The organism is Maribacter luteus (assembly GCF_009674825.1).
GTDB classification, from domain to species: domain Bacteria; phylum Bacteroidota; class Bacteroidia; order Flavobacteriales; family Flavobacteriaceae; genus Maribacter_A; species Maribacter_A luteus.
Genome location: NZ_WKJH01000004.1, coordinates 70725 through 88889 on the forward strand (window position 1 = coordinate 70725; position 18165 = coordinate 88889).

The 18165-nt window shown below is 37.9% G+C and carries 19 protein-coding genes; 11 read left to right on the forward strand and 8 right to left on the reverse strand.

The window, feature by feature from the left end; genetic code table 11:
* Nucleotides 1-18: 18 nt before the first annotated feature.
* A complete protein-coding gene (locus GJ691_RS07100; RefSeq protein WP_154365268.1) occupies nucleotides 19-546 on the forward strand; it encodes a DinB family protein in 528 nt (175 codons plus the stop codon).
* On the opposite strand, the gene GJ691_RS07105 is transcribed toward GJ691_RS07100, so the two are convergent.
* Nucleotides 543-866 carry a hypothetical protein gene (locus GJ691_RS07105; protein WP_154365270.1) on the reverse strand — a complete coding sequence of 108 codons (324 nt, stop codon included), beginning with the start codon at nucleotides 864-866 and terminating at the stop codon, nucleotides 543-545. The two genes, GJ691_RS07100 and GJ691_RS07105, sit on opposite strands and share 4 nt — an antisense overlap.
* Before the next feature lie 107 nt (nucleotides 867-973).
* Nucleotides 974-2035 (reverse strand): 3-dehydroquinate synthase, encoded by a 1062-nt coding sequence (aroB, locus tag GJ691_RS07110; protein WP_154365272.1) that lies wholly within the window; start codon nucleotides 2033-2035, stop codon nucleotides 974-976.
* Nucleotides 2036-2130: 95 nt separating this feature from the next.
* Here aroB and GJ691_RS07115 point away from each other — a divergent pair, with 95 nt between their 5' ends.
* Nucleotides 2131-3297 (forward strand): proline dehydrogenase family protein, encoded by a 1167-nt coding sequence (locus GJ691_RS07115; protein ID WP_154365274.1) that lies wholly within the window; start codon nucleotides 2131-2133, stop codon nucleotides 3295-3297.
* Between the two features lie 12 nt (nucleotides 3298-3309).
* On the opposite strand, the gene GJ691_RS07120 is transcribed toward GJ691_RS07115, so the two are convergent.
* From GJ691_RS07120 to porX, 6 genes are all read right to left on the reverse strand, one after another.
* Entirely contained in the window at nucleotides 3310-3690 is a 381-nt protein-coding gene (locus GJ691_RS07120; protein ID WP_154365276.1) for a DUF4258 domain-containing protein, read from the reverse strand.
* 80 nt (nucleotides 3691-3770) lie between these two features.
* Nucleotides 3771-4970, reverse strand: a complete 1200-nt coding sequence (locus GJ691_RS07125) for an alanine dehydrogenase (protein ID WP_154365278.1) — start codon at nucleotides 4968-4970, stop codon at nucleotides 3771-3773.
* A gap of 111 nt (nucleotides 4971-5081) precedes the next feature.
* Nucleotides 5082-5564, reverse strand: a complete 483-nt coding sequence (locus GJ691_RS07130; RefSeq protein ID WP_179955057.1) for a hypothetical protein — start codon at nucleotides 5562-5564, stop codon at nucleotides 5082-5084.
* Between the two features lie 210 nt (nucleotides 5565-5774).
* Nucleotides 5775-5915 (reverse strand): hypothetical protein, encoded by a 141-nt coding sequence (locus GJ691_RS07135; protein WP_154365281.1) that lies wholly within the window; start codon nucleotides 5913-5915, stop codon nucleotides 5775-5777.
* A 189-nt stretch (nucleotides 5916-6104) separates the two neighbouring features.
* The gene (gene tsaE, locus GJ691_RS07140) at nucleotides 6105-6518 is read right to left on the reverse strand and encodes a tRNA (adenosine(37)-N6)-threonylcarbamoyltransferase complex ATPase subunit type 1 TsaE (RefSeq protein WP_154365283.1); all 414 of its coding nucleotides are present in this window, start codon (nucleotides 6516-6518) and stop codon (nucleotides 6105-6107) included.
* Nucleotides 6519-6530: 12 nt separating this feature from the next.
* Nucleotides 6531-8075, reverse strand: a complete 1545-nt coding sequence (gene porX / locus GJ691_RS07145) for a T9SS response regulator signal transducer PorX (protein WP_154365285.1) — start codon at nucleotides 8073-8075, stop codon at nucleotides 6531-6533.
* 149 nt (nucleotides 8076-8224) lie between these two features.
* On the opposite strand from porX, the gene GJ691_RS07150 reads away from it, so the two are divergent.
* The 9 genes from GJ691_RS07150 to GJ691_RS07190 all read left to right on the forward strand — a co-directional run bounded on the left by GJ691_RS07150 (nucleotide 8225) and on the right by GJ691_RS07190 (nucleotide 18154).
* The gene (locus GJ691_RS07150) at nucleotides 8225-9454 is read left to right on the forward strand and encodes an HD domain-containing protein (protein WP_154365287.1); all 1230 of its coding nucleotides are present in this window, start codon (nucleotides 8225-8227) and stop codon (nucleotides 9452-9454) included.
* Nucleotides 9455-9477: 23 nt separating this feature from the next.
* The gene (gene lpxD, locus GJ691_RS07155) at nucleotides 9478-10515 is read left to right on the forward strand and encodes a UDP-3-O-(3-hydroxymyristoyl)glucosamine N-acyltransferase (protein WP_154365289.1); all 1038 of its coding nucleotides are present in this window, start codon (nucleotides 9478-9480) and stop codon (nucleotides 10513-10515) included.
* Nucleotides 10469-11896 (forward strand): bifunctional UDP-3-O-[3-hydroxymyristoyl] N-acetylglucosamine deacetylase/3-hydroxyacyl-ACP dehydratase, encoded by a 1428-nt coding sequence (locus GJ691_RS07160; protein WP_154365291.1) that lies wholly within the window; start codon nucleotides 10469-10471, stop codon nucleotides 11894-11896. Before lpxD ends, GJ691_RS07160 begins: the two co-directional genes overlap by 47 nt.
* A 1-nt stretch (nucleotide 11897) precedes the next feature.
* Entirely contained in the window at nucleotides 11898-12683 is a 786-nt protein-coding gene (gene lpxA / locus GJ691_RS07165) for an acyl-ACP--UDP-N-acetylglucosamine O-acyltransferase (RefSeq protein ID WP_154365293.1), read from the forward strand.
* A gap of 8 nt (nucleotides 12684-12691) precedes the next feature.
* Nucleotides 12692-13258 (forward strand): elongation factor P, encoded by a 567-nt coding sequence (efp, locus tag GJ691_RS07170; protein WP_154365295.1) that lies wholly within the window; start codon nucleotides 12692-12694, stop codon nucleotides 13256-13258.
* A gap of 22 nt (nucleotides 13259-13280) precedes the next feature.
* Nucleotides 13281-14213 (forward strand): UDP-3-O-(3-hydroxymyristoyl)glucosamine N-acyltransferase, encoded by a 933-nt coding sequence (locus tag GJ691_RS07175; RefSeq protein WP_154365297.1) that lies wholly within the window; start codon nucleotides 13281-13283, stop codon nucleotides 14211-14213.
* A 67-nt stretch (nucleotides 14214-14280) separates the two neighbouring features.
* Complete coding sequence (gene sucD, locus GJ691_RS07180) at nucleotides 14281-15153, forward strand: succinate--CoA ligase subunit alpha (RefSeq protein WP_154365299.1); 873 nt, start codon at nucleotides 14281-14283, stop codon at nucleotides 15151-15153.
* A gap of 135 nt (nucleotides 15154-15288) precedes the next feature.
* The gene (gene fabG / locus GJ691_RS07185) at nucleotides 15289-16035 is read left to right on the forward strand and encodes a 3-oxoacyl-[acyl-carrier-protein] reductase (RefSeq protein ID WP_154365301.1); all 747 of its coding nucleotides are present in this window, start codon (nucleotides 15289-15291) and stop codon (nucleotides 16033-16035) included.
* Between the two features lie 85 nt (nucleotides 16036-16120).
* A complete protein-coding gene (locus GJ691_RS07190; RefSeq protein WP_154365303.1) occupies nucleotides 16121-18154 on the forward strand; it encodes a VWA domain-containing protein in 2034 nt (677 codons plus the stop codon).
* The last annotated feature ends 11 nt before the right edge of the window (nucleotides 18155-18165 follow it).

Below are 18165 nucleotides of genomic sequence, written 5' to 3' on the forward strand. Positions count from 1 at the left end.
ATTTTTCATTTTCACTTTATGAGAGTCACTGAACTGAAGACTGAAGAATATGGTTCTTTTTACAAAACCTACCTGGATGCATTGGGAGATGCTGAATTATTCAACATTCTTACCAACCAACTTTTAAACTTCCCACAATTTCTTGATAGTATCCCCGACGACAAATTGAACTATGCATATGCAGAGGGTAAATGGACCGTTAGTGAAGTTTTGGTTCACATCATGGATACGGAAAGGGTTATGCAATATAGGGCGTTGCGATTTATGAGGGGAGACCTGACACCCTTGCCAGGATTTGATCAGGATATTTATGTGCCCAATTCCAATTCGGCCCTAAGAACCAAAGAAGATATTATTGAAGAATACAAGATTATAAGGCAATCAACAATCGCACTCTTTACCAATATGGATAAAAAAGCGCTTGGAAATGTTGGAACGGCAAGTAACAACCCTATGAGCGTAGCGGCATTGGGTTTTATTATTTGCGGTCACCAAAAGCACCATAGAAATATAATCAGGGATAGATATTTAAACGGGAAAACTTAGACCCCGTCGCTGAGTTCTTCCTCTGATTGCATTCCCATTTCATTGGCAGATACTTCTTCTTCGAAAATAGGTTCTTCCCTAGTCTCAAGGCCTTTTTCAATATTTTCTTCAAAGTTAGAAATGAAATTCGAAAGACTTTTACTGATTTTCACTAAGTAGATGGTATCATCGGTTCTTAATTCGACCGTTTCAATGATTTCACCTCGGACATTCTTGAAAGTAATAATGTCTTCATCGCCATATCCATCGGAATAGGTTTCTATGAGTTTTGCCACTAAATTGTGATCTAACTTTTTGTAATCGACAAGTTTACGGATCATGATAGCTTGGTTTATTGGTTGTAATTCATTTATACATCCAAACTAACCAATAATACAACGTAAAATATCAAAGAGTTGTAAATCAATGATTTTAGTATACGAAGCGTTTAATCTTTGTAGTAAGCAAAAGCCGCCGTATATAAATCATTGGGGATTTTGACATCTATAACGGGTTCGCCGATCGTTTTCAATAAGACAAAATTGATATTACCATGTGAATTTTTCTTATCAAACTTCAACATCGATAAAATAGTCTTTATGTCTTCGTCCGTAAAGGCTACTTTTGGATATCGGCTCAAAAAAGTGGATTTAATATCTTCCAGTTCACTTAAGGACAACCCTGTCAGTTGATGGGAAAGATACCCTTCCAGAACCATCCCAATAGCTATCGCCTCACCATGCAACAAGGTTTCTTTTTCATTGTTTTCAAGAAAATAAGACTCCACAGCATGCCCCAAAGTATGTCCAAAATTCAATATTTTTCTTAAATGTTGTTCCGTTGGGTCCTGAAGAACAACTTCATTCTTTATCGATACCGATGTTAAAATATGATCATCGATATCTTCGAAAGAATCCATCGCCTTTAATTCTTTCCAATAAGATGCATCTTTTATAAGTCCGTGTTTCAACATTTCGGCGAAACCACTGTGCATTTGGCGATCCTCAAGTGTGTTTAAAAACATACTGGCTACCAAAACCATTTTAGGTTGATTGATTACGCCGATCTGGTTTTTCAATGACCCAAGGTCAACGCCAGTCTTACCACCAACCGATGCATCTACCATTGACAACAAGGTTGTGGGGATATTTATGAAATCGATGCCCCGTTTATAGGTAGAAGCGACAAACCCTCCTAAATCGGTCACAACGCCACCACCTAAATTGATCATGAGGCTTTTACGGTCAGCATCCATTTCCGATAAGGCCAACCATACCTTGTTACATGCCTCGATATTCTTATTTTCCTCCCCAGCTTGTATAGTAATCAATTCGAATGATAAAGCATCCGCCATTAATTCTTCAAATACCGGTAAACAGTGCACTTTGGTGTTTTCATCCACTAAAACGAATACCTTGGAATAAGAATTCAATGTCAGGTATTTTTTTAATTCGAAAAACGCTTTATCATTAAAATGAACAGCGTAAGAAGTTGTCGTTATCGATTCCATGTTTTATTATATCTAAAGCACAAAATAAACGTTATTTTTAATCATTAGAATATAAAATCTGTGATTATATTTGATATGTTAAATTATGTCATAAAATGAAGCGAATTTTTGAGGATACCACAACGGCATTTGCTTTGAAATCAGATTCCGAATTAGAGAGAGCCTACTTTCTGTTTAAAATGATAGCCAATGAACCACTCGTTCGCATTGGTACGGCAATGACCAATTTTGCCCTAAAAGCACATCTCCCCGTTGACGGATTGATACGTGCCACGGTTTTTGATCATTTTTGCGGAGGTGTTAGTGAAAAAGACTGTATGCCGGTCGTGGACAAAATGTATGAAAAAGGGGTTTCTTCCGTACTTGATTATTCCGTAGAAGGCCAAGATGACGAAGACCCATTAGATCACGCACTTGCCAAAATATTGGAAATCCTGGATTTCGTGAAACTGAAAGATGGAATACCTTTTGCTGTTTTTAAGCCGACAGGATATGGTCGATTGGCTTTGTTCACTAAGGTTACAGAAGGTCAGCCGTTATCGGACAAAGAGCAGGAAGAGTGGAAGAGGGTAGTGAATAGATTTGACATAACCTGTAAAAAAGCACATGACCTAGGGGTTTCGTTATTGATCGATGCCGAGGAAAGTTGGATGCAAAGCGCTGCTGACGAATTGGTTGAGGATATGATGCGCAAATACAATAAAGAGAAAACCATTGTATTCAACACTTTACAGATGTACCGATGGGACCGAATGGAATATCTTGAAAATTTATATGCCCAAGCACAGAAAGAAGGCTATAAAATCGGGGTAAAAACCGTTAGAGGGGCTTATATGGAAAAAGAAAATGAACGAGCTGAAGAAAAGGGGTATAAAACGCCTATTTGTGCCACCAAAAAAGAAACGGATGAGAATTATGATACTTGCACCAAGTATATTTTGGATCGAATAGATACCATTTCCTTGTTTGCAGGCACCCATAATGAAGAAAGCAGTTATTATTTAATGGATTTAATGGCAGAAAAGGGATTGAAACCTAATGATGAGCGCATATGGTTTGGGCAATTATACGGCATGAGCGACCATATTTCGTTTAATCTGGCCGCACATGGTTACAATGTGGCCAAATATCTTCCGTTTGGACCTGTACGTGATGTTATGCCATATTTGATTCGTAGGGCTGAAGAGAATACTTCGGTGGCCGGGCAAACCAGCCGTGAACTAAACTTGTTGAAACAAGAAAGAAAACGCAGAAAAATATGATTTCTGGTTTGTTTAAAACCTTATGTTTTGAACAACCGCACTGTCCGGGCAATTTTGAACGGTCATTTTGGCAAGTACATCATTAACCTCTGACTCGATCAAATAGGTTTTACAAGGCGTTGACTTGGTATCACTATTTTTAAAATCGACCTCGCCATCATTCAGGAATCCCATTATCGTAAGGGAATCGAGTTGTTTGTCCCGAATCATTTGGTCTATTTCGTTAGAATAGGATATTTTTTTAGATCGAATATCCTTCAGGGTTCGGCAATTTGGGAAATAACAAAACTCAACACCGGTTTCCTCTGATTTGTTCTTAAGAAAAATAGTTAGAAAAACAAGCCCGATAGAAAGCCCGAAAAGATAAAATCCCAAACGTTTTAAAAATGCCATGTGAATTTAAAATGGTTTTTAATAAGCGCGCAAGATAGGGTTTTGTTTACAAAAGTCTAGTTTTAAAGGAGAGGTCTTCCCTAAAAAATCAAGAAATTAATATCGCTGTATTGCAGGTCGAACCATTCTCCTACAGCCTTACTGGTAAGTATCCCATGGTAAATATAGAGTCCGTTCCTCAAACCTTTGTCAAATCGAAGGGAGTTTTCCAATCCACCATCTTCACCCAATTTTAAAAGGTAGGGTGTAAAAATATTGCTTATTGATATGGATGCCGTTTTTGGATAACGAGACGGAATATTGGGGACACCATAATGTATTACCCCGTACTTTTCTACAATAGGCTTAATGTGATCGGTAACTTCACTCGATTCGAAACAGCCCCCCATGTCTATACTAACATCTATGATAACCGCTCCTTTTTTCATATGTTCTACCATGGTGTTCGTTACCACGATCGGGGCCCTTTCTTTGCCTCTTACAGCTCCTATGGCAACATCACACCTTTTCAATGATTTCAATAGGTTTTTAGGTTGAATGGTAGAGGTGTAAACCGTCTGTCGAAGATTGGTCTGTATATTCCGAAGCTTCGTGATTGAATTATCGAATACCTTCACATTAGCCCCTAGACCGATTGCCGAACGGGCAGCAAATTCACCTACCGTACCAGCGCCGATAATAACTACTTCGACAGGAGGCACACCACTGATATTCCCGAACATTAATCCGTTACCCTTATTGGTTGCCGCCATTAACTCAGAGGCAATCAGAACAGAAGAAATCCCCGCAATCTCACTCAAGGAACGCACAGCGGGATACTTCCCGTCCTCATCCCTGATAAACTCAAAAGCTATAGCGGTTAGGCGCTTTTTCGCCATTTGTTCAAAATACGCTTTTTGTTGTGTTTTTATCTGAAGTGCTGAAATAACGGTTGTTTGCGGATTCAACATTTCAATCTCAGAAAGGGTAGGGGGCTCAACCTTTAGAATAATAGGGCATCCAAAAACTTTTTTTACGTCATTGGTTACCTCTGCTCCAGCATTTGTATATTCTATATCTGAGTAATCGGCTCCTTCTCCGGCTCCTGCCTCGATCAATACTCGATGGCCGTGTGCCGTAATGGCATTGACCGCATCTGGGGTTAAACAGATACGTTTTTCCTGGTATTGATTTTCTTTGGGAAGACCTATAAAAAGTTCCCCCTTTTGTTTAAGGACTTCTAAGGTCTCTTCTTGGGGCAACAATTGTTGTTTGCTAAACGGTGAGGTGGGTTGCTTCATAAAATATACTTCTTATCGCAAAAAAATGACGATAAAAGTAAATTTACAACTTTAAATTGAAAATAATAATGAATTGGGATTGTTCAAAGTGGGATTATGGGAATCTTGTTCTTATGCCCGACTTGTATCAACATTTTTCAACTCCCTCTGATTTTCCGAACTAATTGATTTTTTGGAATTCTTTAGATCTTCTTTTTCTTTCATTGCTTGTTGTTTATCTTTCAGACCTTTCAATTCGGCTTCCATAGCTTCCAAATCAATTCCATGTACATATTTATCATATAGCTTGATCCTGATAAAATATACGATGGGTATAATGACCATTAAAATCGGCAACAACCACCAGATATTTTCCGTATCTACATAATCATCAGAATCGAATACCACCTCAAAAACTTGAAATGCGTACATGGCTATTGGTATTAAAATAATGTGATACCACCAATTCTTTGCGGTCATAAACCAGAAAACCATTAAATAAAGGGGGATGATCTTGCTCATTAAGAACCAAAAATAGGTGGCAACATCTGAAAATCCATGATTGTCAATTACAAAACCAAATATTGAGATTGTTTCTTCAGGTTCCTTTGGCATAAAATCATAAATTTTATACAAAAAAGGGGAAATTGCAATAAAAAACACGAACACGGACTCAATGATAATCTTCCGTTTCACCCTTAATCTAGCCTTCGAATCGTTCATCTCCTTATTAAATTATATAAGGCGCTAACGTAAGAATTCTGTAAATAGTATAAAAAAAGGGACAACTTACATTGTCCCTCGATAAACGGTCAATATAACCGATTAAATTCTTCTATCAAGTTTATCTTTATGAATTCCTTGCTCAATTGATTGTCCTTCATCAGCACTAGAGCCGGTGTCATAAGTAACTGCTGCTAATGCAACAAAAGCCAAAATTCCAAAAATTAGATTTTTCATTTTCATTTTAGAGGGTTTTTTAGGTAATTATTCTCGTTTGATGTCTCGAATGTAGGAAAAAAAAACCAAACATGAAGTATTTCGTCGAAAAAAACTTACATTTCAACTTAAAAAATGTACTTTTTGTCGAATAACCCGCGTTTCATCGAATAATTATACTAAAAATTGGCGGGTTCCGTTGCATCGTCCCCCATCCTAACCAGGTAAAACCAAGGCTCTGGTCATTTTATCAACTATACTAATAGTGATTTCTGTTGTATCCTCCGGTAAGATATTCGATACTTTTTCTGCCCATTCCATAAAAATCCAAGCATCGGAATTAAAATAATCCTCAATACCCAAATCGTAGGCCTCATTTTCATCGTTTAATCGATAAAAATCAAAATGATAAGCCAAAATATGCTCGTTTTCATCTTGATATTCATTAACAATACCAAAAGTAGGACTACTTGCATCACCCACAACTCCCAATTCCTTAACGATAGCCTTTATAAGGGTCGTTTTACCAGCACCCATTGGACCATGAAAACATACGATTTTGGAAGGAAAGGCAGCAATCAATTTTTTGGCAACATCAATTATTTGGTCCTCGGTATAGGTTATTTTCATCTTTTAAAAGACTTATTTAGATTCAAAAACAATAAAAGGTATAATCATTTCTTCTAGAGAAACCCCACCATGTTGGTAGGTGTTTCGATAATAACCCACGTAATGGTTGTAATTATTGGGATAAGCGAAAAAGAGGTCGTTTTTGGCAAAAATGAACGAGCTGCTCATGTTAATACTGGGTAAATGTATATCAGCAGGGTTCTTTGCCTCTAAAACATCCTTATCTTCATAACTTAAACTACGTCCTGTTTTGTACCGAAGGTTTAAACTGGTTTCTTTATCCCCAATCACCTTAGATGGCTGTTTTACGTTAATGGTACCGTGATCTGTGGTAATAATCAATTTAAGCCCCATATGTTGGGCTTGCTGAATAATTTCCAATAACGGGGAGTTCTTGAACCAACTCTGGGTCAAGGAACGATACGCCTTATCGTTCGATGCCAGTTCCTTGATAACTTCCATTTCTGTTTTTGAGTGGGATAGCATATCCACAAAATTATAGACGATTACCGTTAAGTCATTGTCTTTTTGTGATTTGAAGTTTTGGGACAACTGTTTTCCCTGCTTTAAACTACTTATTTTATGGTATTCCCATTTAAGAGGTAAGTTCAAACGCTTAAGCTGCTCTTCTAAAAACCTATCTTCAAATAGGTTTTTCCCCCCTTCTTCCGTGTCATTTTTCCACCATTCGGGGAACCTTTTTTCCATGGCCAAAGGGGTTAGCCCTGAAAAAATTGCGTTACGTGCGTATTGCGTGGCCGTTGGCAAAATACTGGTATAGGACTTTTCTTTTGTTTTTTTGTAGAACGGACTAACCGTACTTTCAAAAGCCAGCCATTGATCATATCTTAAATTGTCGATAACGACTAGTAAGGTCGGAGTATCGATTATTTCTGGTTTGATCCATTTTTTGAATAGGGTATGGGACATTACCGGGCCGTCATTATCATTTAACCATTCTTCATAATTACGCTCCACGAATTTACCAAACTGATTGTTGGCTTCGGTTTTTTGGGACTCCAATATTTCAATTAACCCGGTATCTTCGATATTCTCAAGACGCAACTCCCAGTGTATCAATTTTCGGTATAACTCGACCCATTCATCATAAGAATTGACCATCGAAAGATCCATTGCTATTTTTCTGAATTCTTGTTGGTAATCCGCTGTAGTGCGTTCCGATACCAGTCGAGAATGGTCCAAATTCTTTTTTAGGGACAATAATATCTGATTAGGGTTAACAGGCTTAATTAGATAATCCGCTATTTTTGAACCAATGGCCTCTTCCATGATTAGCTCTTCCTCACTTTTGGTAATCATGACCACGGGGATTGAGGAGTTTATCAATTTGATCTCACTCAAGGTTTCCAATCCTGAAAGACCGGGCATATTCTCATCCAAAAAAATAATATTGACAGGTATTTTCTGGATCTCTTCCAACGCTTCCTGTCCACTTTGGCAAGTAACAACCTCATAATTCTTCTTTTCCAAAAACAGAATATGTGGTTTTAAAAGATCGATTTCATCATCGACCCAAAGGATTGTTATCTTGTTCATAGTATGATAAATGTATTATTTATGGCTTGAAAGGTTTAAAAAAATCAGAAATACAGACTATTCAAATCCAAACACTAGGGCAACCCGGTTAAATGCTAGGGTTATCGTTTCAAATGTATAACTTTGATCTTTATTTAAAAAAAGCCATTTTGACAAATTCAAACAAGCTTAAAATATTCAATGATCCAATTTACGGATTTATTAGAATTCCCAGCACACTGATATTTAACCTCATTGAAGAACCCTATTTTCAGCGTTTACGCAGAATTTCACAAATGGGATTGTCCTATTTGGTATATCCTGGGGCCCATCACACCCGTTTTCACCACGCCTTGGGCTGCATGCATTTAATGCAACATGCCGTACAAGTGCTTCGTTTTAAGGGTATTGAAATAACAAAAGAAGAGGAAGAAGGTTTGTTGATAGCTATTTTATTGCACGATATTGGTCACGGCCCTTTCTCACATGCGATGGAGAACAGTATCGTAGAGGGTATTTCCCACGAAGAAATCTCCTTACTGTTCATGAAGGAACTTAATAAGAAGTTTAACGGAAGTTTAACGCTTGCCATTGATATCTTTCAAGGGGTTTACCATAAAAATTTCTTCCATCAATTAATGTCCAGTCAATTGGATATGGACAGAATGGATTATTTAAAACGTGATAGTTTCTATACAGGGGTTGCTGAAGGAAGCATAAATGCCGAAAGACTCATTAGCATGCTCAATGTTGTGGACAATGAACTTGTGGTTGAGGAAAAAGGGGTGTATTCGGTCGAAAAATTCTTGATGGCAAGGAGATTTATGTATTGGCAGGTATACTTACATAAAACCGGTCTAGCGGCCGAACAACTTTTAATTAGAATTTTAAAAAGGGCCAAGGAACTTTTGGTAAAAGGAGTACAACTGAATTGCAGTGAATCTTTATTGTTCTTCATGGAGAATAAGGTTGATGTGAATAACTTCTCCTCTAAAAATTTATATCAATTCTCCCAATTAGATGATACTGATATAATTTCAGCTTTAAAGCAATGGCAATATCATGATGATTTTATTCTTTCCAAATTAAGTGGAATGATCATCAATAGAAAGTTGCTTACGATTAAGTTGAAAAACAAAGCTATGTCATCTAGAAAGGTGCGCGAACAGTTCGACAAAACCAAAAATAAATGGGGACTTTCCGATGATGAAACCTCATATTTCGTGTTTACCGGGGAGATCACCAATAGGGCTTATAATATTGACAAACAGAATATTAACATCTTGCGAAAGGACGGTAAACTTAAAGATGTAGCAAAGGCCTCCGATCATTTGAATTTAAAAACCCTCTCAAAAGAAGTAACGAAATATTATATCTGTTACCCTAAAGAAACTGTTTAACTATTTTTCTTACTTTTGTGGCCATGGTATTTACAGCAGGTCAGATTGCGGGCATTTTAGAGGGCGAAGTCGAGGGTAACCCCGAGATTTCAGTCCATAAACTCGCTAAGATAGAAGAGGGCGAGACAGGTTCGTTGACATTTTTGGCCAACCCCAAGTACACTTCTCATATATACACTACGAAAGCTTCGGTTACTATTGTAAATAAGGATTTTATTCCCGAACAGCAGATTGAAACCACTATGATAAAGGTGGATGATGCTTATGAATCCTTTTCAAAATTATTGCAATATTACAATGAAGTAAAGAATAATAAAACAGGTATAGAATCACCTGTTTTCAAAGCCGAGGACGCAGTCTATGGAGACAATTTTTATCTCGGTGCGTTCGCATATATCGGTAACAAGGTAACTATTGGCAATAACGTAAAAATCTATCCGAATGCATTTATAGGCGACAATGTCAAGATCGATGACAATGTGACCATATTTGCAGGAGCCAGGATTTATTCTGAAACTGTCATAGGTAAAAATTGCATGATTCATAGTGGTGCCATCATAGGCGCCGATGGCTTTGGATATTCCCCTAATAAAGACGGTGAATTCATTAGGATACCCCAAACAGGAAACGTTGTTTTAGAAGATAATGTAGATGTGGGTGCGGGTACTACTATTGATCGGGCCACTCTGGGCTCCACCCTTATAAAAAAAGGGGTTAAATTAGATAACCAAATACAGATAGCACATAATGTCGAAATCGGGGAAAACACGGTCATTGCTGCCCAAACGGGAATTGCGGGCTCTGCCAAAATCGGCAAAAATTGCATGATCGGTGGGCAAGTAGGCATAGTTGGCCATATTACAATAGGTGACAATGTTAAAATACAGGCTCAATCCGGTATTGGTAGAAATATAAAGGACAATGAGGTTTTGCAAGGATCACCTTCGTTGGCCTATGGAGATTTCAATAAATCCTATGTTCATTTTAAGAACTTACCAAAGATTATAAAGCAAATTGAAAAACTTGAAAAAAAGATTAACGGTGATCACAACAACGAATAAACAAAGAACCATTGCAAAGGAGGTTACACTAACAGGTGTAGGGCTACATACAGGGGGTAATGTTACTTTGAAATTCACACCTGCTCCCGAAAACCATGGTTATGCCTTTAAAAGAGTAGATTTAGAGGGTGAACCTATTATAGAAGCAGATGCCAATTATGTGGTCAACACCCAAAGAGGCACCAACTTAGAGAAAAGAGGGGTAAAGATCCAAACTTCAGAACATGTTTTGGCCGCTTTGGTCGGTTTGGAAATCGATAACGTTATTATTGAGCTAAACTCACCAGAACCCCCGATAATGGACGGATCTTCCAAATTTTTCGTTGAAGCCTTGGAAAATGCAGGAATTGTTGAGCAAGAAGCTGAAAGAGAAGAGTACGTTGTCAAAGATGTCATATCTTATAAGGACGAGGCCACCGGGAGTGAGATAACCATTATACCTTCAGATACTTATCAAATAACCGCAATGGTAGATTTTGGTACGAAGGTGTTGGGAACCCAAAATGCCAACTTGCAAAAATTATCCGATTTCAAGACTGAAATCTCCAATGCACGAACCTTTAGTTTCCTTCATGAATTGGAAACGCTTTTGGAAAACGGTTTGATAAAAGGAGGAGATCTCAACAATGCCATCGTTTATGTGGATAAGGAGATTTCACCAGAAACCATGAGCAAACTGGAGAAAGCCTTCAATAAGAAGAAACTTTCCGTAAAACCAAACGGAATCTTAGATAATTTGACACTTCATCAACCCAATGAGGCAGCCCGTCATAAATTACTGGATGTAATCGGTGATTTGGCATTGGCCGGGATTAGGATTAGGGGTAAGGTCATTGCGAACAAGCCTGGACATTTTGTGAATACACAATTTGCCAAGAAATTATCGAAAATCATTAAAATGGAAAAAAGGAATAACATTCCTAAATATGACCTGAGTCAGCCGCCATTGATGGATATTCATCAAATCATGGCCATGCTGCCCCACAGGCCCCCGTTTTTATTGATCGATAGGATCTTGGAACTTTCAGAAACCCATGTTGTAGGCATGAAGAACGTCACCATGAACGAACCCTTCTTTGTAGGGCATTTTCCTGGGGCTCCCGTTATGCCAGGTGTGTTGCAAGTAGAAGCAATGGCTCAAACCGGAGGAATACTCGTCTTAAGTACGGTTCCGGATCCAGAAAATTACCTCACCTTGTTTATGAAAATAGACAATGTCAAATTCAAACAAAAAGTACTACCCGGAGATACACTTATTTTCCATTGTAGCTTAATTACTCCTATACGTAGGGGAATTTGTCATATGCAAGCGTATGCTTATGCCAATGATAAATTGGTATGTGAGGCCGAAATGATGGCCCAAATCATAAAAAAGAATTAATATGAACCAACCGCTTGCCTATATTCATCCGGGCGCTAAGATTGCAAAAAACGTTGTCGTTGAACCATTTACCACCATACATAATAATGTTACTATAGGTGATGGTACTTGGATCGGATCTAACGTAACCATAATGGAGGGGGCTCGTATCGGAAAAAATTGTAATATTTTTCCAGGTGCAGTGATCTCTGCTTCACCCCAAGATTTAAAATATGAAGGGGAAGAAACCGTGGTGATTATTGGGGATAATACTACAATTAGGGAATGTGCGACTATTCATAAAGGCACTTCTGACAGGATGAAAACGGTAATTGGCAATAATTGTCTTATTATGGCCTATTGCCATATTGCACACGACTGTCTTGTTGGGGATAATTGTATTTTCTCAAACAATTCTACACTGGCCGGTCACGTTACCATTGGAGATAATGTTATTTTAGCCGGTCTTGTGGCTGTGCATCAATTTGTATCCATAGGTGGTCACGCTTTCGTTACTGGGGGATCCTTGGTACGAAAAGACGTTCCTCCCTACGTAAAAGCGGCACGTGAACCATTATCCTATGTGGGTATAAATTCAGTAGGTTTACGAAGAAGAGGTTACACTTCAGAAAAAATACACGAGATACAGAACATATATAGAATACTGTATCAAAAACATTATAATAATACCCAAGCTGTCCAGATTATCGAAGCAGAAATGGAAGCAACTCCTGAACGGGATGAAATCCTTCAATTTATCAGGGATTCACAACGAGGTATTATGAAAGGATATTTCAGTACTAATTAAAATAAAATATGGCATCAACATCAGATATTAGAAAAGGACTTTGCATTAGATATAGTAATGATATTTATAAGGTTATAGAGTTCTTACATGTAAAACCGGGAAAAGGCCCTGCATTCGTAAGAACCAAACTTAAAAGTGTTACTACCGGAAAAGTAGTTGACAATACATTTTCTGCAGGTCACAAGATTGAGGATGTACGTGTTGAAACCCAATCTTTTCAATATTTATATGCGGAAGGGGACACCTTTCATTTTATGAATACGACGGACTATAATCAGATTACGCTTGAAAAAAGCTCTTTAGATGCTCCGGATTTGTTGAAAGAAGGAGAGGTTGTAACAATATTGTTCAATACGGAAGACAATATGCCTTTATCCGTAGATATGCCGGCCAGTGTAATATTGGAGGTAACCCATGCAGAACCGGGAGTAAAAGGTAATACTGCTACCAATGCAACCAAACCTGCAACGGTAGAAACAGGAGCTAGGGTCAATGTTCCTCTTTTCATTAACGAAGGTGATAAGATCAAAATCGATACCGAAAAGGGCAATTACATGGAAAGGGTAAAGGAATAATTTATTTAATATTTCTTACCAAATGAGATTTCCAAATCCGCATACCTTAGAACAGATCGCTACCATTATCAATACCAAATTTGTTGGTCCCGCCGACTTTCAAGTATTGGGAATGAACGAGATTCACGTGATACAACAAGGTGAAATAGTTTTTGTTGATCACCCCAAATATTATGATAAAGCTCTAAGCTCCAGGGCCTCTGTTGTTCTTATCAACAAAGAGGTGGAGTGCCCTGAAGGAAAAGCACTATTGATTTCCGATGATCCATTTAGAGATTTCAATAAATTATCTACATATTTCAAACCCTTTATTAAATCTACATCTTCCATATCCGAATCGGCAAAAATCGGTGAAGGAACGGTAATACAACCTAACGTATTCATAGGCAATAATGTTACCATCGGAAAAGACTGCCGTATTCATTCGAATGTAAGCATTTATGATAATTGTGTCATTGGAGACAATGTCAGTATTCACGCAGGAACCGTATTGGGAGCAGATGCATTTTATTATAAAAACAGACCTGAAGGATTTGATAAATTGATATCTTGTGGTCGTGTTGTCCTCGAAGACAATGTTGATTTGGGCGCCCTCTGTACAATTGATAAAGGGGTTACCGGTGACACGACTATAGGAAAAGGATCTAAGTTGGATAACCAAGTTCATGTAGGGCATGATACGGTAATTGGTAAAAAATGCCTTATAGCTTCCCAAACAGGAATTGCCGGTTGTGTAATTATCGAGGATGAAGTTACGATTTGGGGCCAAGTTGGTACTAACAGTGGAATAACCATTGGTGCAAAAGCCGTTATTATGGGGCAAACGGGAGTGACAAAATCCGTAGCGGGAGGAAAAAGCTATTTTGGGACCCCTATTGAAGAATCCAGGGAAAAGCTAAAGCAATTGGCTTATGTGAAGAAAATTCCAGAAATAATTGAGAAATTAAAAGAATAACAACTTTAGTTTTTGAAATAATAATCAAAAACATATTTTTGTTTCCATATAATTAAAAAAAACTTACATGAGTGTTCTAGTCAACAAAAACTCCAAAATAATAGTTCAAGGATTTACCGGCAGTGAAGGTACCTTCCACGCAGAGCAAATGATAGATTACGGTACCAATATTGTTGGTGGTGTAACTCCAGGAAAAGGGGGGCAAGAACACTTGGGAAAGCCCGTTTTCAATACTGTTGAAGAGGCTGTTGAAAAAGTAGGTGCGGATACCACTATAATTTTTGTGCCGCCAGCTTTTGCTGCTGATGCCATAATGGAGGCGGCTAATGCCGGTATCAAGGTAATCATTACCATTACTGAAGGTATACCTGTGGCCGATATGGTAAAAGCTGCGGATTATATTAAAGATAAAGACTGCCGTTTAGTAGGTCCAAATTGCCCTGGAGTAATAACCCCGGGTGAGGCCAAAGTGGGTATAATGCCCGGTTTTGTTTTCAAAAAGGGAAATATAGGCATTGTTTCCAAATCAGGAACTTTAACTTATGAAGCTGCTGATCAAGTGGTTCGCCAAGGGTTAGGTATTACCACTGCTATTGGAATCGGTGGTGACCCGATTATCGGAACAACAACAAAGGATGCAGTAGAACTATTGATCAATGATCCTGAAACGGACTGCGTCGTGATGATCGGTGAAATTGGTGGGCAATTAGAGCCAGATGCAGCCAAATGGTACAAAGAAAGTGGTAGTAAGAAACCTATTGTCGGTTTTATCGCCGGTGAAACCGCACCAGCGGGAAGAACAATGGGACATGCCGGTGCTATTGTTGGAGGAAGTGACGATACCGCACAAGCCAAAAAACGTATAATGCGGGAATGTGGAATACATGTGGTGGATTCTCCCGCCGAAATCGGAATAAAAGTTAAGGAAGTAATGGGGTAACCCGTTTCAAAACTTATAAAAGTTAAATGGAATACTCCCGATTATTCTGAAGATAATTCAGGATTTTCGGGATTTTTTTCATCTTTGGATAAACATAGACTATCTTTGATAAACAACATAATAAAGAATTGACCAATGAAATTATTAGAAGGGAAAAACGTAATAATTACCGGGGCCAGTAGAGGAATTGGAAAAGGCATAGCTCAAATTTTTGCCGATCATGGGGCCAATGTTGCTTTTACTTTTAGTTCAAGTGAAGGTCCGGCATTGGAATTGGAAAAGGAATTAACCGCAAAAGGTGTAAAGGCAAAAGCTTATAAAAGTGATGCGGCCAGTTTTGAGGCTTCTGAGCAATTGGTGGCTGATGTATTAAAGGATTTCGGCGGTATAGACGTATTGATAAACAATGCAGGTATCACCAAGGACAACCTTCTTATGAGGATGGGTGAGAACGATTTTGACCAAGTAATCGAAACCAACCTAAAGTCGGTATTTAATATGACCAAGGCCGTACAACGCACCTTTTTAAAACAAAGAAACGGTTCCATAATAAATATGAGTAGTGTAGTTGGCGTTAAAGGAAATGCCGGACAATCAAATTATGCTGCTTCCAAAGCCGGGATGATCGGTTTCACCAAATCCATTGCTTTAGAACTAGGCTCCAGGAACATTCGTTGCAATGCAATAGCACCTGGTTTTATCGAGACAGAAATGACAGATAAATTGGATGATAAGGTTGTACAATCATGGCGCGATGAAATCCCTTTGAAAAGAGGGGGTACCCCAGAGGATATTGCGAATGCATGTCTATTCTTGGCATCGGACCTATCTTCTTATATCACAGGAGAGGTATTGCATGTAAACGGAGGAATGTTAACCTGATAATTGGGCAAACCACTCGTTCATTTGCTTCTTGTTTATAATCGAAACAAGAAATAAAGCACTGAAAATTATAGTATAACGATAAATGCAAACAACAACGGTACTCGCCATTACATTAGCTGCAATAGCTGCTTTGTTACTTGTATTTTTTCAATATTATTACAAATCCGAATTAAAGGGAAAGCTACGTTTTTGGCTTTCCCTTTTACGTTTTATAGCTATTTTCGGTACATTGTTATTATTGGTCAATCCAAAATTCATTAAAAAGGATTTTTTTCTTGAAAAATCAAACTTGATAGTTTTGGTAGACAACTCGTCCTCGATAAATAATACCATTGGGGAGGGCCATGTCAATTCTTCTTTGGAAAATATTAAGGGGTCTACCGAATTAGCCGAAAAATTCAATTTGCATTACTACAAATTCGGCAAAGAGACAAAACTATTAGACAGCCTTGACTTTAACGAAAAGGTTACCGATATAAGTAAAAGTCTAAAAACCCTAAATACGATTTTCGGCCATTCTGAAAGTGGCGTAGTTTTATTAAGCGATGGTAATGCGACATTAGGGGAGGATTATGAGTTTTATGGCAGAAAACAGAAGTTGCCTATCTTCCCGATTGTATTGGGTGATACGACCCATTATGAAGATTTGAAGATCGTTCAAATCAACAGCAATAAGTATGCTTTTCTGAAAAATAAGTTTCCTGTAGAGATTTTTGTTTCCTATGAAGGTAATAATGATGTTAAATCACTTTTAAATGTTACCATGAACGGGAAAAATGTGCATTCCCAACGAATGGATCTTTCAAATAAACAAAATTCTAAATCCGTTACGGTGCTCTTGAACGCTGCTACAGTGGGTCTAAAGACCCTTCGCGTAAGTTTGGAATCCTTGGAAAATGAAAAGAACATAGTAAATAACACTAAGAATATTGCCATCGAAGTTATAGACGAGAAGACCAATGTTGCCATTGTTTCCGATATTATTCACCCAGATATTGGTGTGCTTAAGAAATCCATAGAAAGTAATGAACAACGGTCGGTCACGATTATTAATCCAAAAAGTAAAGATAATGACCTAAAGGATATTGATTTGATGATCCTTTATCAACCAACTCCTACTTTTCAGGGGATATATGATTTAATAGCAAAGTCGAACATCCCGACATTCACTATCACGGGGCCAAAAACTAATTGGAGTTTTCTCAATAAGGTCCAAAATTCGTTTACTAAAAATAGTTTCGGTCAATCCGAGGAAGTAATCCCATCACTAAACAACAGTTTTGGCAAATTTATCCTCCCTGAAATCCAATTTGAAAATTTTCCGCCATTGGAAACTAATTTGGGCGAAACCATGATTATCAAAAGTCATGAAGTACTGTTATCCCAAATTATAAAAGGAAACGATATTGGAGAACCTTTGCTTGCATTACTTGATATGGATAAAAGGAGGGAAGCCGTGCTTTTTGGGGAAAATATCTGGAAATGGAGGGTACAGAACTATAGGGAACGACAAAATTTTGAAGATTTTGATGAGTTGATCGGTAAAATTATTTTTTATCTCTCAATCAGTGAACCAAAGAATAGACTGGTATTGAATTATGAATCATTTTATGATCAAGGTAAAGAAGCGAAGATTTCCGTCACTTATTTTGACGAATCCTTTACCTTCGACCCCAATGCCCAGATTACATTAGAACTTAAGCGACGGGATGATGGTACTGCACAAGAATTTCCCATGTTGTTGAAAGGACGTTCTTATGAGGCCGATTTAAATAACTTGTCTCCAGGGGAATATGATTTTACGGTCAAGGTCATTGACGGAAACTTGATGAAATCAGGTAGGTTCAGCATTATGGATTATAATGTGGAACAGCAATTTACTACGAGTGACCAACATAAATTGAAAAGACTGGCCGATGAAACAGGCGGCTCACTTTTTTATCCTTCGGAAATAGTTGGTTTGATTGGCAATTTGAAGGATAACGCTAAATTCAAACCTGTCCAGAAAAGCAATCAAAATGTCGTATCTTTGGTTGATTTCCGATTCTTATTGGGAATTATAATTGCTGCTTTGGCAATTGAATGGATTATAAGAAAATATAACGGATTAACTTAAATAAAAATACA

Excerpts from the sequence above, each read along its gene's own strand:
- GJ691_RS07100 (WP_154365268.1), top strand. The coding sequence starts at position 19 with ATGAGAGTCACTGAACTGAAGACTGAAGAATATGGTTCTTTTTACAAA.
- GJ691_RS07105 (WP_154365270.1), bottom strand. The coding sequence starts at position 866 with ATGATCCGTAAACTTGTCGATTACAAAAAGTTAGATCACAATTTAGTG.
- aroB (WP_154365272.1), bottom strand. The coding sequence starts at position 2,035 with ATGGAATCGATAACGACAACTTCTTACGCTGTTCATTTTAATGATAAA.
- GJ691_RS07115 (WP_154365274.1), top strand. The coding sequence starts at position 2,131 with ATGAAGCGAATTTTTGAGGATACCACAACGGCATTTGCTTTGAAATCA.
- GJ691_RS07120 (WP_154365276.1), bottom strand. The coding sequence starts at position 3,690 with ATGGCATTTTTAAAACGTTTGGGATTTTATCTTTTCGGGCTTTCTATC.
- GJ691_RS07125 (WP_154365278.1), bottom strand. The coding sequence starts at position 4,970 with ATGAAGCAACCCACCTCACCGTTTAGCAAACAACAATTGTTGCCCCAA.
- GJ691_RS07130 (WP_179955057.1), bottom strand. The coding sequence starts at position 5,564 with ATGCCAAAGGAACCTGAAGAAACAATCTCAATATTTGGTTTTGTAATT.
- GJ691_RS07135 (WP_154365281.1), bottom strand. The coding sequence starts at position 5,915 with ATGAAAATGAAAAATCTAATTTTTGGAATTTTGGCTTTTGTTGCATTA.
- tsaE (WP_154365283.1), bottom strand. The coding sequence starts at position 6,518 with ATGAAAATAACCTATACCGAGGACCAAATAATTGATGTTGCCAAAAAA.
- porX (WP_154365285.1), bottom strand. The coding sequence starts at position 8,075 with ATGAACAAGATAACAATCCTTTGGGTCGATGATGAAATCGATCTTTTA.
- lpxD (WP_154365289.1), top strand. The coding sequence starts at position 9,478 with ATGGTATTTACAGCAGGTCAGATTGCGGGCATTTTAGAGGGCGAAGTC.
- lpxA (WP_154365293.1), top strand. The coding sequence starts at position 11,898 with ATGAACCAACCGCTTGCCTATATTCATCCGGGCGCTAAGATTGCAAAA.
- efp (WP_154365295.1), top strand. The coding sequence starts at position 12,692 with ATGGCATCAACATCAGATATTAGAAAAGGACTTTGCATTAGATATAGT.
- GJ691_RS07175 (WP_154365297.1), top strand. The coding sequence starts at position 13,281 with ATGAGATTTCCAAATCCGCATACCTTAGAACAGATCGCTACCATTATC.
- sucD (WP_154365299.1), top strand. The coding sequence starts at position 14,281 with ATGAGTGTTCTAGTCAACAAAAACTCCAAAATAATAGTTCAAGGATTT.
- fabG (WP_154365301.1), top strand. The coding sequence starts at position 15,289 with ATGAAATTATTAGAAGGGAAAAACGTAATAATTACCGGGGCCAGTAGA.
- GJ691_RS07190 (WP_154365303.1), top strand. The coding sequence starts at position 16,121 with ATGCAAACAACAACGGTACTCGCCATTACATTAGCTGCAATAGCTGCT.